Below are 15,749 nucleotides of genomic sequence, written 5' to 3'. Positions count from 1 at the left end.
TATTTTAACGAGGAAATCTAACGATTCCATAGCTGTGACCGGCACAAAAACCAACTACTCCGCAGATTAGAGCGATGCCGAAAATGGGAAGCTTGGCTGTTGAAAAAACAGCTACCACCAAGATGAAACCGATTGCGAGCAGCACCAGAAGCGTGGTTAGTCTCTGAAATGAAAAATGATACGAGAGCCCGGCCAACATTCCTAAAAATAACTCGATTGTAAAGATCCACCACGATGTAGCAAGAAAAGTCTCGAGTTCCATTGCAAGCTCCTCACTTTTACACATCTATGTAGTAAAGTACTGCAAACAAAAAATATGTCAAAGCAAAGGCCGCGTGCTACGCACGCGGCCTATTTACTTCACCGAACGAAGTCCCTCTGGACTTGAAGACAAAAGCCCTTCCAGCTCACGCAACTCACCACCAAGACAGCGTAGTGAGGCAAACATCTCGTCTTGCAACACCTGCGCCGAAGCCAGCGGACACTTTCCATACTTGGCACGAAGACCATTCACACGAAACTGCAGCTGCTCAAGTCGAAGACGATACTGCTCTGGCACTGAAGCGATGTACTCGGCAGTCACCTCCAAGCGTTTCAGCGCAAACAAATCTGGACTAGACTTTGCGAGTTTCGCCCACTCATCAAACGTGAGGCCACCAAACTCAGGATTGAGTTTTTCTGACATGATGTTCTCCTGTGCATGTACCTACACAAACCGTACGCCGACCGCATCAGAAAGTCAATATAAAAACACCCGGCCGAAGCAGGGTGTTTAAAGATGAGAATCACTCGTGGTCAGGATGCCCTACATCAAACTTTTCGACCAGAAGGTAAGCCCCCATCCCGAGCAAAAAGCTCACGAACGAAATGCCAACCACCTGGAGAAAGCTGAAATGTTGCAGAGTGATGATGGCCACGAACACGGCAGCGCCGAGCCAGAAGCGACCATAGTTAACATTGTTTTCTTCACTCGTAAACTTTGCAGCCATGAATCCGAGCGCACCTTGCACCGCAACGAGTACAAAGCCCATCAACAATGCCGTGAAGGTATAGCCAACAGCGTAATCCATTTTTGTCTCCTCTCGGAAATTACTAACTTTTTTTATGATAGCATAAAAAGTATGTATTGTCAATTTATACTTACTCCACCGTCACGCTCTTTGCCAAATTGCGCGGTCGATCAACATTAAGTCCCTTCTCTACCCCAACATAATACGCAAGTAACTGTAACGGTATAGTGGACACTATCGGCTGCAAAATTGGGTGGACTTTGGGCACGAAAAGCACATCGTCTGCCAGCGCATCAATCTGTCGGTCGCCCTCGGTGGCAATGGCCAAGACCGGCGCTTTTCGTGCCCGCACCTCTTCAATATTAGAAATCATTTTTTCATACACATCATCTTCTGGCACAAGAGCAACCACAGGGAAATGTTCATCAAGAAGCGCAATCGAGCCATGCTTCAACTCGCCGCCAGCATATGCTTCAGCATGAGTGTATGTTACCTCCTTCAGCTTAAGCGCCCCCTCGTACGCAATGGGAGTATGCAACTTGCGACCGATAAACATAGCATTCGAATACCTTGCATACCGTGTTGCCACCGCTTTAATATGACTTGTATCAGCCAACATGTCACGTAAGACGCCAGGCAGCTCAATGAGTCCACGCGCAATTTTTTGACCTTCTGCCAGACTAAGTCCACGCTCTCGCCCAAGGAGTAAGGTCATGAGAGTCAAGACAGTAAGCTGAGAAATAAACGCTTTTGTGGATGCGACTGCGATTTCTGGACCAGCGTGATTATACACTCCCACATCAGTTTCGCGCGCGATTGTCGAACCAACGGTATTCACCACACCAATCGTCAGAAGACCCAGTCTCTTCGCTTCGCGCACAGACGCCAAAGTGTCTGCTGTCTCGCCAGACTGAGTAATCGCAAGCACCGCATTCCTTTTATCGGGCAGATTCTTCTTATACCGATACTCACTCCCCAACTCTACCTCTGTTGGCAAATTGGCATACTCTTCAAAAAGATAGCGGCCAATCTGGCCAGCATAATACGCTGACCCACAACCAACAATCGTTACACGATTAAGGCCAACCAATGTATTCAGTTTACTTTCAAGACCACCTAGTTTTGCTCGTCCTTTCTCAACCAACAGTCGACCTCTAATGGTGTTCTCAATCACTTCGGGGGCTTCATAAATTTCCTTGAGCATGAAGTGTTCATATCCTTGCTTCTGCACTGACTCTACATCCCACTCGACTTTTTCGGGTAGCTTGTTCAGCTTCTTGCCTTCAATGGTCAGCACTTGATACGAGCCTTTCCTTACTACCGCACACTCCCCGTCATTCAGAAAAATAACATCTTTGGTGTGTGCAAGGAGCGCAGAAGGGTCAGACGCAACTAGGTTTTCGTCAATACCAAGGCCAAGCACAATCGGACTGCCCATGCGTGCGACAATAATCTCGTCTGGATTCTTAGCATGCATAACGGCTATTCCGTATGTGCCACGCACCACCCTAAGCGCTTCACGCACTGCCTGAAGTAAATCTCCTCTATACATCGTGCCAATTAGCTTCGCCAGAACCTCAGAATCAGTATCGGAATTAAAGATAATGCCCTGTGTTACCAACCCCTCTCGTAGCTCACGATAGTTTTCGATGATGCCATTGTGCACCAGCGCAATGGCATCAGACATGTCGAGGTGTGGATGTGCATTTGCTTCAGTCGGAGCACCGTGTGTCGCCCAGCGAGTGTGGGCGATTCCAGAGGTGCCAGAAATTGCAGCAGGGACTTTTTTAGCGAGATTATCAATCGGACCAACCGACCGCACAGGCTCATTCCCCGGCACAAATATTCCGGCTGAGTCATACCCTCTGTACTCGAGCGTACGCAAGCCATCCAGAAGCACTGGTGCAGCAGTCTTACTTCCCACATACCCAAAGATTCCACACATGATACTTTTTACTTATAGCGTATATGCTATATAGTACTACTTTTATTTCATTGAAGTTATGCGGGTGTATACTACTGGCGTATGAAACTGTTACGAATGAAGTTCCAAGAGCGAGTTCGACTTATTGATAACAACACCCGATTACACCTCATCTTTACTATCGCAATTATTGGCGCACTCGCGAGCCTGATTATGACTGTGGACGCATGGTCGAGTCTACGCAACTATGCATTAAGTCCGATCATTCCCTTCACTACTTCCGCAGCAACACAACATATTCTATATGCCACCCTTGTCTGTGGACTAGCAGCGAGTTTATGTACTAAAAAATACCGCGGGCATTTAGTATCAGCTGCACTCATCGCGTTGCTTCTGCTTGTCGCGCAAGACATTACCCGCCTGCAACCATGGATTATTCACTACACGGCTATCTTGCTGCTTTTTAGTTTTGCAATTCCCAAAAAATATGCACAAGGCGTATACATGCTTGATGCTGCCCGCCTCGTTGTTGGCGGCATGTATTTCTGGGCGGGAGTGCAAAAGTTTAATATTCGGTTTTTTACTGAGGTCTTTCCGTGGTTTACTGAATCACTCTGGCGGCCCTTTGGCGAAACCGGCGCAACCATTGCCATTATAATCGGACTCTGTATTCCCGTGATTGAGGCTGGTTTTGCGCTTGGCTTTTTTACACGACGCTTTCGACATCTCTCGCTTCTGGGCGCTACCAGCATGATTATCGTGGTGCTCACCTGTCTTGGACCACTTGGTCACAGCTGGAACAGCTCCGTCTGGCCATGGAACTTCGGCATCTACGGCATGGCTGTCGCACTCTTTCTTGGTCTCCAAACCTCTCTACCTGAGTTTATAAAGCGACAACGACACAATGCACTAGCTTGGATTGCGTTTGCCTTCTTCTGGATTATGCCTATCGGCAACTACTTTGGCGTCACCGACCACTACTTGTCTTGGTCATTATATTCCGGCCACGTACCTGAGGCTACTCTAATTGGCAATCAAGCCACACTCTTTACCCTTTCTGAAAAAGCTGCCGCTGGTCACTTAAAATTTGCTCATTGGTCGCAAACCGAGCTCAACATGGTACCGTATCCGGAAATTCGCGTCTTCGAAGACGTGTTTCAAGGACTCTGTGCAGACAAGCAATACCAAAATATTCACATGGAAATTATGGTGCCAAGATTATTTGCTAGTCAAAAGCACGAAACACTACAGTACCGCTGTGATGCGGTTGGGCGGTAGACGCAGAATACAAAACGGCCGGAAGCGAAGCTTCCGGCCGTTTTGTATCAACCTACTCCTTCAAAAAACCACCTGCCTGATGCTTCCAGAGTCGCTCATATACACCACCTGCCTGGCTCAACTCTACATGAGTACCATCTTCAACTATCACCCCTGCTTTGAGCACAATAATTCTATCCATCTTACGAAGCGTCGACAGGCGATGTGCGATAGCAATCACCGTGCGCCCTTCCATCAGTGTTTCAAGTGCTTTTTGAATCGCTACTTCGCTCTCACTATCAAGCGCTGAAGTAGCTTCATCGAGCACGAGAATTGGCGCATCCTTAAGCATGGCGCGCGCGATCGCAACCCGCTGCTTCTGTCCACCTGAAAGCTTTACACCACGCTCACCCACCAACGTATTGTAGCCATCTGGCAGCGCCATGATGAAATCATGCGCTTGCGCTCGCTTTGCAGCCTCAATAACCTCAGCTTCAGACGCATCTGGCTTGCCGTAGAGAATATTGTCACGAATTGACCGATGAAACAGCGCCGGCTCCTGCGGCACGAGCGCTATCGCTTGACGCAAGGAATCTTGAGTAACCTTGGCAATACTTTGTCCATCAATTGAAATTTCACCACCACCAATTTCATGCTGACGCAAAAGCAAAGAAACGAAAGTGGATTTTCCGGCTCCCGAATGGCCGACTAAGCCCAGTCGCTGCCCGGGCGCAATATCAAGGCTAAAGTCTTTGAAGATGGTTTGGTTTTCGAAATCAAAACGCACTTGCTGCCATGAAATACCAGCTCCCGATACGGCAAGCGCTTCTGCGTCAGGAGTATCCACAATCTCGTGTGGCACCAAGAGTTCAGAAAGACCTTCACGCATTTCACCGACAGTTCTGGCGGTCGCATTGAATGCTCGACCAATAAATATCAACAAGCCAGTAATCTGGGCATAGAGCGCGATGACCAACACCATGTCTCCCGTAGAAATCTCACCCGCCTGCCAGCCGTGAACAAGCACCCAAAACATGGCCAATGAAAAAACAAAAAGAATCATTCCATTCCAGAAAAGCATCATTTCGGTATACATCCAACTTTTAAGGTTTGCGGCACGATAACGATCAATTAAATCAAATGTTCTCCGCTTCTCCTCACTGTGTTGCACGTACTGGCGCACTGCTTGTACATTGCTAAAAGTATCAACAATGCTCCCTCGCAAATCTGTTCCTGCCTGCGAAGACGCCTCTGCGATAGCGGCTTTCGTTTTCGCGAGTGAGCGATTGTACGAAATAAGCACAATCAAAAGCATAACAAAAATGCCGCCTGCAACTGGATCGACTAAAAACAAGAAAGACATAGTTACAATCAGTGATACAGATGCGTTGATATGCGTCCACAATACTTCAGGAATCAGCCTATCTATCGCGCCTGCCACATTGCTAATTTTACTGAGGAGTGAACCAGAAAAGCGATTGGTGAAATATCCATGACTATGGCCGAGCGCGTAGTTTGATAGAACTTCATATGTGTATGAAGATGAGCTCGTTGCCCACCGAGCACCAGCGTAACCACTCACCCGAAAGAATAGCTGAATACTCAAAACCAAAACAGGATAGAACAGCGCGTATTGCAAAGTAGCATGATAATCTCCTTGTTCAACTGAATCTACGATAAGCTTAAAGATATAGGCCGAGCCTTGCTCAAGCGCCGACCCGCAAACCACTGCCAAAGCAGCAATAATAGCCCACTTACGGTATGGTTTTGAAACGTAGAAGAAGAAGCCAGATGGAGTATTGGGTATCTCCATAGCTGTATTCGAATGCTTTGTTTCTTTTGGCATTTGAATTATGACGAAAAATAGACGTATTTCTTACAAATTTTGGAAATATGGCAGAGGATGCTAAAGTTTTCACATGGAATCATCTGAGACCAATCCGGAAATTCTTGAAACAGATTTCTACAGACAAGTAGAATCTCTACCTGAACAAATCGCCAGTGTTTGGATCACTCGATATGAAGAACTAGATGAACCCGATGATGATCTTACTATTTTTTACCAAGAGTTTAAGGATTTTTTACTAAAACGAAAAATGGCACTCTCAGGTTCGCTTGAAGTACACACTGAAGTCAATGAGGAAATTCGTAAAGAAATCCTTTCCGTGCATGAAGCCATTAAAAACGGCTTTGGTAATCCTGAACTATTCCTTGGCAATGGATGGACTGCCGAAACCTACACCCTTTCGATCGCTCCACATCTATGCGTAAAATACATCACCGACCAAAATGCATACAACGAAAACAATCATATGCGCACTGAATATGAATACCTTGATGAACTACATCATTTTGAAGTAAATAATATCAGAACCCCACATCCGTACTTCTTAAGGATTCACCCAAGCGAGGGACATTCTTATGGCATGGAACGAATCATGGGAGAAAACCTGTCCAGAATTCTAGAGTGGCCTAAAAAAAATCTTGAACTCATTAAGCTTGCAAAAACCCTCGATCGAGTTGCAGTTGAGCAAAACTTACTGTTATACATCACACAAATGCATGAACAGTTTGGCATTACACACAATGATTTGTTTAGAAGAAACATCATGCTCTCTGAAGACGGATTGTTTTACATTATTGATTTTGGAAAAGCGAAACACGAGCAAGTCGGAGAAGACCACGAGCAATTTAGAAAATCAGACCTTGCATTAATTAGCTCTGAAATTAAAAAGTTTTTCAGAGATATTGACAATTTAGATATAGAATGATATAGTTAAAAAAGACCCTCAACAGAAACTGAGTAAACTTATGAAAATCTCAAGGCACATCATTGAGAATGCAAAAGAAATTTTGAAAACGGGCAGCACTTTGCCGACTCGAATCGATAAAGCTCCGCATTTCTACATTGCAAAAGCGGATGACACTTCAGTTCGTGCATTCTCAACCATCGAACACGAGGGGGTGACGTATAAAATCGGCACCAAAATGTAACCCAACAGCCCACTTTCCAAAAGATGGGCTGTTTTAATTTTTTAAAATTTGTTATAGTGCTCAACATTCACGACCGATTAGCTCAGCTGGTAGAGCGCTACATTGACATTGTAGAGGCCACAAGTTCAAGTCTTGTATCGGTCACCGAAATTTTTATACCCGCCGTCTTCATTGTAGAGGCCACAAGTTGACCTAGAAATTAGGGAGAATTTTATTCGACCATAATTTCGGAAATACTCTTGTGGTGCAAGTCTTGTATCGGTCACTAGCAAAACAGCGGGCGGGCCCTTTGGGCCCGCCCGCTGTTTTACACCCTCCCTAGTCTCTTTCAAGCGCAATCTTGGCTGCCGTAATCGCCGACTCCTTACTCGCTGCAACAAAAAGAAATACGCCCTTATGACAAAAGATTGCATCAGCTATACCTGTCTTCTCAGCAAGCTCATCGTCTCGTAAACCGCTCCAGTCTTTAGGAAAATCAACGCGCGACTCAAATGCTTTCTCACCGGTTGGCACCGTGGAGGCTTTCCATTTTTGCTTACTCACATCAGATGGGTACACGACCATTTTCACATCTGGATACCGCACAAACATATGCCGGTCAACCGGATCATCAAACACCAACAATTCTTTATCATCGGCAGCTTGATATCCAGCTTCTGCCACCTGCCGCACAGCCTGAGCACGTTGCGCATGAGCGATAATCTTTTCGAGAAGCATCTTGGCGAAATCAACTGCTTCAACAAATGCCGTGTCGTTTTCGTGTTCATTTCCCCACACCGGACGAAAAGCACTAAATACACTGAATAGCTCATACGGCTTAACTTCGTACTCATTTACGTCATAGAGACCTACCCCATTGTCGCCAGCATCGATGGGCTGCACGATAAGCTGGTCGATATCGGCCGCAATTTCTGCTGAGCCGCAAATTTGCGCACCAAATTCTTTCCAGACCAAGCCAAATGCGGCGTACGGAATCTTGTTCTCACGCACTTCTAGACCATTTTGATGATGATCAAACCGCTGTGTAGCTGAGTCATACACATTACCTACATCTACTACCCAATCAGCACTGGCAATAACCTCATCTTCACGAGTTCGAATAATAGTAGTCGGTTCATCACCGAGCAAAATCTTAATAGTAGCGACAGCTAAGATGTCGTCGGGATGGAAGCTTCCATCATGCGTTACGATTGTCTGCATGGGAAATACTATACCGCACATAGACTAATTTGTATCTTTTTCGTATAGTTTGGCCATGTTGATACTATCAATTGAAACTTCGTGTGATGAAACCGCCGTCAGCCTCGTACAGGCCACTGGCACTTTCCCGCACGCCACGTATGAAGTACTCGGAAACGGCCTCTGGTCACAGATTGATATTCATCGCGAATACGGCGGTGTCTTTCCGGCACTCGCCAAGCGCGAGCACGCAGCGACAATTGTAGCCATGCTCGAAAAAGCTTGGACCGAAAGCGGCTTAGAAAAACCTGATTTCACCCCACACATTGAGCAAGAAACTGAAGCTGCTGTTCGAGAAATCTTAAACCGCGAACACGGACTCGCTGACCAACTCCTCACCTTCCACCAAGAACACGGCGCGCTGCCAGTGGATTTGATTGCAGTGACGAGCGGTCCTGGCCTCGAACCTGCACTGTGGGTGGGGGTAAATTTTGCACGAGCATTAGCGCTCTTGTGGGATGCACCAGTAGTACCAACCAACCACATGGAAGGTCATATCCTCGCTAGCATTTTTGATGCCGACCGCGACAACCAACTCTCTGATATTTCATTCCCTGCCATTTCACTACTCATTTCTGGTGGCCACACTGAGCTGATTCTCATGCGTGACTGGGGAACGTATGAAAAAATTGGCCAAACTAGAGACGATGCCGTCGGAGAAGCGTTTGATAAGGTCGCACGCTTAATGGGCATTCCGTATCCAGGTGGACCGGAGATTTCCAAGCGAGCGGCAGAGGCCCGAAAACGAAAACTACCAACTTTTACTGAGCTGCCGACGCCAATGCTGCACTCAGGCGATTTAGACTTTTCGTTTTCGGGCCTGAAGACCGCCGTCCGTTACGCCGTCCAAAACAACATAAACAGCTCTAAGCAAGACACCCTTTCGGACGATGAAATCGCTGCCGTTGCGCGCGACTTCGAAGACGCCGTCACTACCGTACTGGTCAAGAAAACCATCGATGCCATTGAAACCCATGGCGCCACCACATTGATTGTAGGCGGCGGTGTTAGTGCCAACCGCCACATCAAACAAGTCATGGAAGCCAAGCTGCTCACCGAGCACCCTGAAGTAACAGCGTACTTCCCACCACCGGGACTCTCCACCGACAACAGCATCATGATCGCGCTCGCTGGTCATGCTCGCAAAGATGGCGCACTCGCACCCGCAGGCACAAGCGTGATGCGTGCCGACGGCAATAAAAGCCTGGCCTGAACCTAGCAACACAAGACCACTTGCAGCGCCCTTGAAACGAGTATATAACAAGACAGAACTGTACTACAGTGTTTTTCTGTCTGCTCTCTTCAACGGACTGCCCAGAGTGGATCAGCGAACCTTCACCCGGACAATACAATACCGGGTGCTTTTCCCAGGTTCGCTGATCCACTCTGGGCGGTAATACAACCAACACTCAACCACGTACTTTTCTGTACGCAAAACAGGTAAAAGTTTTCCACATCTACTACTTGACTATGGTAGATAAGTGTACTTGATTACCGAAATACGATTGACAGTTTCAGAGGCAGGTTTATCATTGATTGATACTTGGAGGGGAAACCGAGTTGATTGGTTTCGTATGACTTACCTCAACGTAACAACTCAACAGACCTCCACCGCTAGCTTGCTTATACTGTAGCTACTTATTCCTGCGTATTCACGCAGGTTTTTACATTCTTACCGCACCGCTACGACCGACTTCCCTCTTTAAAAGTCTCCGTAGTACCGCCCACGGACCAGGACGGACCTCCACCTGTCCCCGTCTGTGAACAGTACAGCCTGTACCGTTCACCGATCGACCTATTTCCTCACTCTATTTTTACTATCGAAGAAATTGGCCGAGTTATTTATCGGGCATAACAACATATTTTTATGACGACTACATATACACGAGTGGTGAGCGGCGCACTTGCTGCCGCAGCACTCATGGTTGCAGCTTTCTTTGCAACCCAAGTTGCGTACGCGAATGAAGAAGGCTATCACAATTTTCATTCTGGCGTAGAAATCTCTATCGCTAGCCACGCCATGGTCATGAACCACGTCGAGGCAAAAGCCGACACTGGAGACAACTCGGCTGATGGTAGTTACGCCGGTGACGGCGGTAACGGTGGTGATATTGAGAATGAGTATGGTGAGCAAGATGTTGAAGGGGCTACCACTGGTAACGGTGGTACCGGTGGTAACAGTGGCTTTGGTGGTGCGGTGCAGACGGGTGATGCGACTGCTGAAAGCACCGTCGGCAACGACGTAAATTCGGCTACGGTTACTGTAGATAACTGTGGCTGCGACGCCACTTCGAGCCTCAATCGAATTCGCGTCCATCTTCGCGACTCCGCCTTCCTCATGAACAGTATCCGCACCAAGGCCGACACTGGCGACAACTACGCTGATGGTAGCTACGCCGGAAGCGGTGGTAACGGTGGTGATATTGAGAATGAAGGAGGTGACGGCGATGATAACGCCGATCAAGAGGTAGATGACGCTACCACTGGTAGTGGTGGTAACGGTGGTACGAGTTCGGATGGTGGCTCAGTGCTCACTGGAGCTGCTACCTCACGCACCAATCTCGTCAACTTGGTAAACAGCCGACTCGTTCGCGTTCGCGGCTAATTGATTAGTGCTAAGTAGGGTGTGAAGAGACACTTCTCTTCCCCTTACTTAAGATCTGGTCACCACAGTCGATGACAAGGTCTTAATAAAGGGTTCTATATATCTTTATTAACCAGTTTAAATCATCATTACATATGACGTACGCATCAATTTTACAACGAATTAGCTTGCTCGCACTGATCCTCTCTTTGTTCTTTGTGAGCGCAACCCTTGCGTTTGCTGCTACCGATAACGCGAGTAGCAATGAGTCCTTCAGCCAAGGACTTCAAAAAAACGGGGCTGTGGTTGCCCCCGCTCGCTCTGATCCAAGCGCCGCTCTTGGCGTCGCTGACGGATCGTTTGTGTCGCTCGGCTACGGCGGTGAACTCGTCGTCGGCTTTGCACAGAACATGAGCGGGAATCTCCTTCTCACCGTGCAGGAAGTGACCGGCGGTGTCTATCCACTCGAAACTGCTGACGTCTATGTCAGCACCAACCCGGCTGGACCGTGGACCTTCGTTGGTGAGGCCACCAACGAAGAAGGTGACGGTGACGGCGCGTCAGAGCTCCGTGTTGAAGAGTGCTATCAGTATGTGCGTGTTGTAGACACCACAGACTCTAGCTTACACAACGATACCTCTGACGGTTTCGATGTTGACTCCTTTACCGCTGATTACGATGAGACCTGCCCAGAACCAAAACCACAAAAACCGACTAGTGTCCACATCTCACTCCACGGTGACGCCATGGTCATGAACCACGTCGAGACCAAAGCCGACACTGGAGACAACTCGGCTGATGGTAGTTACGCCGGTGACGGCGGTAACGGTGGTGATATTGAGAATGAGTATGGTGAGCAAGATGTTGAAGGGGCTACCACTGGTAACGGTGGTACCGGTGGTAACAGTGGCTTTGGTGGTGCGGTGCAGACGGGTGATGCGACTGCTGAAAGCACCGTCGGCAACGACGTAAATTCGGCTACGGTTACTGTAGATAACTGTGGCTGCGACGCCACTTCGAGCCTCAATCGAATTCGCGTCCATCTTCGCGACTCCGCCTTCCTCATGAACAGTATCCGCACCAAGGCCGACACTGGTGATAACTACGCTGATGGTAGCTACGCCGGAAGCGGTGGTAACGGTGGTGATATTGAGAATGAAGGAGGTGACGGCGATGATAACGCCGATCAAGAGGTAGATGACGCTACCACTGGTAGTGGTGGTAACGGTGGTACGAGTTCGGATGGTGGCTCAGTGCTCACTGGCGCTGCTGACACTCGCTCAGAACTAACCAACATCGTTAATCGTGTGCGCGTGCTTGTGCGCTAAGCACACGCCCTAACGCAAAGGGAGCCTCGCTCCTTTTGCCCAGACTTTGAGCTCTCATATCGAAGTTTGGGCATGAAGGATATGAAACCATTCCACACCAATACCCGACTCGGGTACACACTATTACTCGGTATCATACTCTGCTTCCCAGAGCCGCTGTTTGCAGCATCTCAAAGCAGCAGTGTTACTGAGATTATAACCAGCGCGCATGTCGACACCGGCGGCGTGAGCAGTGTGGAGATGTCACAGACGACGGTTATTAACGGGGAGAGATCGTCGTACCATTTCGCTACCACCACTGGTGGCACAGTAACCACGCAGACCAGTATCGTGCGCTCCACGTCTGGTACCACCTCCAGCAGCACGTTTTCATTAGACCAGACATCCACAAAGCTCCCCTCCGCCTTTGCAACCTCAACCACACCAGCTGAGCTCTGGTCACAGCTTGAGGCTCTGCTTAATTATTTACATGCGTATGTGGAACAACTTTTTTAAGCCATCCAAGCACTTTACTCGTGCAGTCAGCGGTCTGCTGATTTGTGGCATGATTCTAACTCTCTCGCCAGGAGCGACCGCCCTAGCGCAAACGGCCGAACCAGTCGAACTAACACCAGATGCGATTGTGGACACCGGCGACGCCGTAGCGATTAGTGACACAGTCATCACCAGTAACACCAACAAGATTGATACTGAAGGTACTGCCACCAGCACTGAACAAGCCGCTGGCCAAGCTGCTAACACCGCAAGTAGCACCAGCAGCGAAGGTGACACCGAAATAGCTTCTTCCACTGAAGACAGCCTCGTACCAACCGCTAGTTCAACTCCTACCACCACTCCCCTTCATGCCCTTGACGCCAGCTCCACCGCCACATCGACCGATGCAGTAGCGAGCTCAACCATCGCCATAGATAACCATGCCACCACCACAAACAACGCCACCACCAGTGCCAACACTGGCGGCAACACGGCAGCGGGTGATGGCCCGAGCGCTATCGTGACTGGCGATGCCTATGCCTACGCCAATGTCGTTAACCTCACCAACACAAACATCATCAACTCCACTGGCTTCATTGCCTTTATCAATCAGCTATTTGGCGCAGGTACCGTCGACATTCGAGATATGTTTGATGTGTTCTCCGACACCAGCACCGGCCGCTGTAGCTCTGATGGTTGCGATGGAGCAAGTCTTGAGCAGTATCTCCTCAACAACTACAGCACCACCTCCAGCACCGTCACTGTGAGCGCCAACACTGGTGGGAATCACGCCAGCGGCAGTGGCGCAGCGATCATCACTGGCGACGCCTACGCCGGCGCCAACGTGACCAACGTGACCAACACCAATATTATTGATGCCAACTACCTTGTGCTTTCGTTCAGTAACTTCGGTGACCTACTTGGCGACATCGTCCTGCCAAACAAATCATTGCTCGAAAAACTCTTTCAATACACGAGCGGCGTCAGCGCGCTCGCCTATCAGGCAGACAATCAAGCCACGATTGAAAATCACGTAACCACCACCGCCAACACCGGAGGCAACGCCGCGTCTTCGACTGCCTCCACCAGCGGTGGCTACATTGACACCGGCGACGCCACCACCTACACCAACGTATACAATCAAGTGAATACTAACGTGGTTAATGACGATTCGTTTGTCATGCTCTTCCGTATCCATGGCGACTGGAACGGTTCGGTCTTCGGATTGCCAGACAACCTCAGCTGGTTTGCGACTCCCGGGGGCATCGCGATCACTAATACTGGTGGCCAAACCACCCCCGCCACCCGTGGCATATCGGCCGACATTGTGAACATTGCCGATATTGAAAACAACGTTTCGGTCAGCGCATCCACCGGTGGCAACAGCACTTCTGGTGATAGTCTCAGCCACATCGAAACTGGTGACGCCTACGCCACTACCAACATCACCAACATCGCAAACACCAACATCCTTGGTCGCAACTGGTCGCTCCTTATCTTTGATATTTTTGGCGATTGGATGGGCAATCTTTCATTTGGCCAACCTGATCTTTGGATTGGCGGAACAGCCAGTGCCATCGGCGGCAACACTGGGTCTGGCGCCGCGATTGAATACACCTTCACTGTCAGCAATCTTGGCGACAGCGCTGCCAACAATGTGGTTTTAAACGGCGTCCTAGACAGTAGCCTGATTCAACTTAATACTCCGCTACAAAATATTTCCCTCGGCACCATTGAACCAGGTGAGATGGTCGAACTCACCTACGCTGCGCGTGTGACAGACACACTCCCAAACGGTTCGTTCCCTATTAATCTAACCGCCTCTATTACCAGCGCTGAGCCTGACGAAAATCACGCCAATAATGAAGAAGTGGTAACCGTTATTGCTGAAAATATCACTCGGGGGCACTCTAATAGCAACGGTTTTGGCGCCAATGATATTACTCGAAATGCCGATATTGAAATCACCAAAACTGCTAACAAAGAAATCATTCTCCCTGGTGATACTGTCGAGTACGAAGTAGCCATTACGAACCACGGAGGACCGGTCTTTAACGGCATTTTGTACGACACACTTTACGATGAAGCAGATGGTATTGTGCTGGACCAAAACTGGCCACTCTACACGATTGATGCTGACGAGACTATCACGGTTACCTATGAAATTACCTTCGACAGCGAAATTGGTCCCGGTACGTACACCAACAGCGCGCAAGTGCTTGGGTACCATAAAAATAGAAAGGCGCAATTTATGCAGGAGTACGATTCTGAAATTGCTACGACACCTATCAAAATCACTGGAGCGCAGCCACAAGTACTCGGTATCTCTACTAGCGCCAGCTGTGAACCATATCTACAAGACTACCTTCGCGCCGGAGCAAACAATGACCCGACCGAGGTACTGAAGCTGCAACGATTTTTGCAAGAGCAGATTGACACAAGCCTCGTTCCTACTGGCCACTTTGATCAAGCGACCGAACGAGCCGTACGCGATTTTCAGCGAAGACATCGTGCCACCATACTCATACCATGGGGAATCACTGATCCGACGGGATACGTGTACTACACCACCCAGAAACAAATCAATGAGATATACTGTGCCAACACCATCACCTTTCCGCTCAGTACTGAACAAATTGCAGAAATAGCCCACTATCGAGATAGCACAGCCTCATCAGCAAAACCAGTTGCGAATACTGCCGTACCTAATAGCTCACCATTGCCAGCTGGAGATGTAAGGGTGAACAATACTGTAGCGACAAAAAAGCCAACTGTTGTTACACAACGTAAAATGATTCTTCTTGGCGACAAAATAAATTGGTCAACACAAACCACCACCATTCAATACCGCAGTGCGTCGCTCTTGCCAGCGAACATGTTGGGACGCTTCACTAATTGGCTGCGCAACTTTGGCGGAAGTTTGTCATTCTGGCAGTAGC

14 protein-coding genes and 1 tRNA gene are annotated in these 15,749 nt (G+C 48.6%); 9 read left to right on the top strand and 6 right to left on the bottom strand.

Annotated features, from left to right (window positions below; all coding sequences use genetic code 11):
* Positions 1-4: 4 nt before the first annotated feature.
* The 4 genes from H6780_03295 to glmS all read right to left on the bottom strand — a co-directional run bounded on the left by H6780_03295 (position 5) and on the right by glmS (position 2,955).
* Positions 5-262 carry a hypothetical protein gene (locus H6780_03295; protein ID USN88493.1) on the bottom strand — a complete coding sequence of 86 codons (258 nt, stop codon included), beginning with the start codon at positions 260-262 and terminating at the stop codon, positions 5-7.
* Between the two features lie 93 nt (positions 263-355).
* Positions 356-685, bottom strand: coding sequence for a DUF3135 domain-containing protein (locus tag H6780_03290; GenBank protein USN88492.1), 330 nt, complete (start codon positions 683-685; stop codon positions 356-358).
* A 100-nt stretch (positions 686-785) separates the two neighbouring features.
* A complete protein-coding gene (locus tag H6780_03285; GenBank protein ID USN88491.1) occupies positions 786-1,070 on the bottom strand; it encodes a hypothetical protein in 285 nt (94 codons plus the stop codon).
* A gap of 70 nt (positions 1,071-1,140) precedes the next feature.
* Entirely contained in the window at positions 1,141-2,955 is a 1,815-nt protein-coding gene (gene glmS, locus H6780_03280; GenBank protein USN88490.1) for a glutamine--fructose-6-phosphate transaminase (isomerizing), read from the bottom strand.
* 81 nt (positions 2,956-3,036) lie between these two features.
* Between glmS and H6780_03275 the strand changes: the two genes are divergently transcribed.
* Positions 3,037-4,212, top strand: a complete 1,176-nt coding sequence (locus H6780_03275) for a hypothetical protein (GenBank protein ID USN88489.1) — start codon at positions 3,037-3,039, stop codon at positions 4,210-4,212.
* 52 nt (positions 4,213-4,264) lie between these two features.
* Here the strand turns inward: H6780_03275 and H6780_03270 are convergent, their stop codons facing one another.
* A complete protein-coding gene (locus H6780_03270) occupies positions 4,265-6,004 on the bottom strand; it encodes an ABC transporter ATP-binding protein (protein ID USN88488.1) in 1,740 nt (579 codons plus the stop codon).
* A gap of 106 nt (positions 6,005-6,110) precedes the next feature.
* Here H6780_03270 and H6780_03265 point away from each other — a divergent pair, with 106 nt between their 5' ends.
* The 3 genes from H6780_03265 (at position 6,111) to H6780_03255 (ending at position 7,329) form a co-directional block, all read left to right on the top strand.
* Positions 6,111-6,962: a phosphotransferase gene (locus H6780_03265; GenBank protein ID USN88487.1), complete on the top strand. Its 852-nt coding sequence runs from the start codon at positions 6,111-6,113 to the stop codon at positions 6,960-6,962.
* Positions 6,963-7,002: 40 nt separating this feature from the next.
* A complete protein-coding gene (locus H6780_03260; GenBank protein ID USN88486.1) occupies positions 7,003-7,185 on the top strand; it encodes a hypothetical protein in 183 nt (60 codons plus the stop codon).
* Positions 7,186-7,256: 71 nt separating this feature from the next.
* Positions 7,257-7,329 (top strand) — tRNA-Val (locus H6780_03255).
* A 174-nt stretch (positions 7,330-7,503) separates the two neighbouring features.
* Here the strand turns inward: H6780_03255 and H6780_03250 are convergent.
* The gene (locus tag H6780_03250) at positions 7,504-8,385 is read right to left on the bottom strand and encodes an MYG1 family protein (GenBank protein ID USN88485.1); all 882 of its coding nucleotides are present in this window, start codon (positions 8,383-8,385) and stop codon (positions 7,504-7,506) included.
* A 55-nt stretch (positions 8,386-8,440) separates the two neighbouring features.
* On the opposite strand from H6780_03250, the gene tsaD reads away from it, so the two are divergent.
* The 5 genes from tsaD to H6780_03225 all read left to right on the top strand — a co-directional run bounded on the left by tsaD (position 8,441) and on the right by H6780_03225 (position 15,748).
* Positions 8,441-9,637: a tRNA (adenosine(37)-N6)-threonylcarbamoyltransferase complex transferase subunit TsaD gene (gene tsaD, locus H6780_03245; protein USN88484.1), complete on the top strand. Its 1,197-nt coding sequence runs from the start codon at positions 8,441-8,443 to the stop codon at positions 9,635-9,637.
* A gap of 654 nt (positions 9,638-10,291) precedes the next feature.
* On the top strand, positions 10,292-11,029 hold the full coding sequence (locus H6780_03240; protein ID USN88483.1) for a hypothetical protein: 738 nt from the start codon (positions 10,292-10,294) through the stop codon (positions 11,027-11,029).
* A 134-nt stretch (positions 11,030-11,163) separates the two neighbouring features.
* Positions 11,164-12,336, top strand: coding sequence for a hypothetical protein (locus H6780_03235; GenBank protein USN88482.1), 1,173 nt, complete (start codon positions 11,164-11,166; stop codon positions 12,334-12,336).
* A gap of 81 nt (positions 12,337-12,417) precedes the next feature.
* Positions 12,418-12,831, top strand: coding sequence for a hypothetical protein (locus tag H6780_03230; GenBank protein ID USN88481.1), 414 nt, complete (start codon positions 12,418-12,420; stop codon positions 12,829-12,831).
* A complete protein-coding gene (locus H6780_03225; protein USN88480.1) occupies positions 12,812-15,748 on the top strand; it encodes a peptidoglycan-binding protein in 2,937 nt (978 codons plus the stop codon). Before H6780_03230 ends, H6780_03225 begins: the two co-directional genes overlap by 20 nt.
* Position 15,749: the final 1 nt, after the last annotated feature.

The sequence above is a fragment of the Candidatus Nomurabacteria bacterium genome, assembly GCA_023898565.1.
Lineage (GTDB): Bacteria > Patescibacteriota > Minisyncoccia > Phycocordibacterales > UBA918 > OLB19.
This window is presented reverse-complemented; position numbering and strand designations above follow the sequence as displayed.

Coding starts and splice junctions, on each gene's coding strand:
- H6780_03265 (USN88487.1), top strand. CDS start 6,111: ATGGAATCATCTGAGACCAATCCGGAAATTCTTGAAACAGATTTCTAC.
- H6780_03225 (USN88480.1), top strand. CDS start 12,812: ATGTGGAACAACTTTTTTAAGCCATCCAAGCACTTTACTCGTGCAGTC.
- H6780_03275 (USN88489.1), top strand. CDS start 3,037: ATGAAACTGTTACGAATGAAGTTCCAAGAGCGAGTTCGACTTATTGAT.
- tsaD (USN88484.1), top strand. CDS start 8,441: ATGTTGATACTATCAATTGAAACTTCGTGTGATGAAACCGCCGTCAGC.
- H6780_03260 (USN88486.1), top strand. CDS start 7,003: ATGAAAATCTCAAGGCACATCATTGAGAATGCAAAAGAAATTTTGAAA.
- H6780_03240 (USN88483.1), top strand. CDS start 10,292: ATGACGACTACATATACACGAGTGGTGAGCGGCGCACTTGCTGCCGCA.
- H6780_03270 (USN88488.1), bottom strand. CDS start 6,004: ATGGAGATACCCAATACTCCATCTGGCTTCTTCTTCTACGTTTCAAAA.
- H6780_03235 (USN88482.1), top strand. CDS start 11,164: ATGACGTACGCATCAATTTTACAACGAATTAGCTTGCTCGCACTGATC.
- H6780_03230 (USN88481.1), top strand. CDS start 12,418: ATGAAACCATTCCACACCAATACCCGACTCGGGTACACACTATTACTC.
- glmS (USN88490.1), bottom strand. CDS start 2,955: ATGTGTGGAATCTTTGGGTATGTGGGAAGTAAGACTGCTGCACCAGTG.
- H6780_03290 (USN88492.1), bottom strand. CDS start 685: ATGTCAGAAAAACTCAATCCTGAGTTTGGTGGCCTCACGTTTGATGAG.
- H6780_03285 (USN88491.1), bottom strand. CDS start 1,070: ATGGATTACGCTGTTGGCTATACCTTCACGGCATTGTTGATGGGCTTT.
- H6780_03295 (USN88493.1), bottom strand. CDS start 262: ATGGAACTCGAGACTTTTCTTGCTACATCGTGGTGGATCTTTACAATC.
- H6780_03250 (USN88485.1), bottom strand. CDS start 8,385: ATGCAGACAATCGTAACGCATGATGGAAGCTTCCATCCCGACGACATC.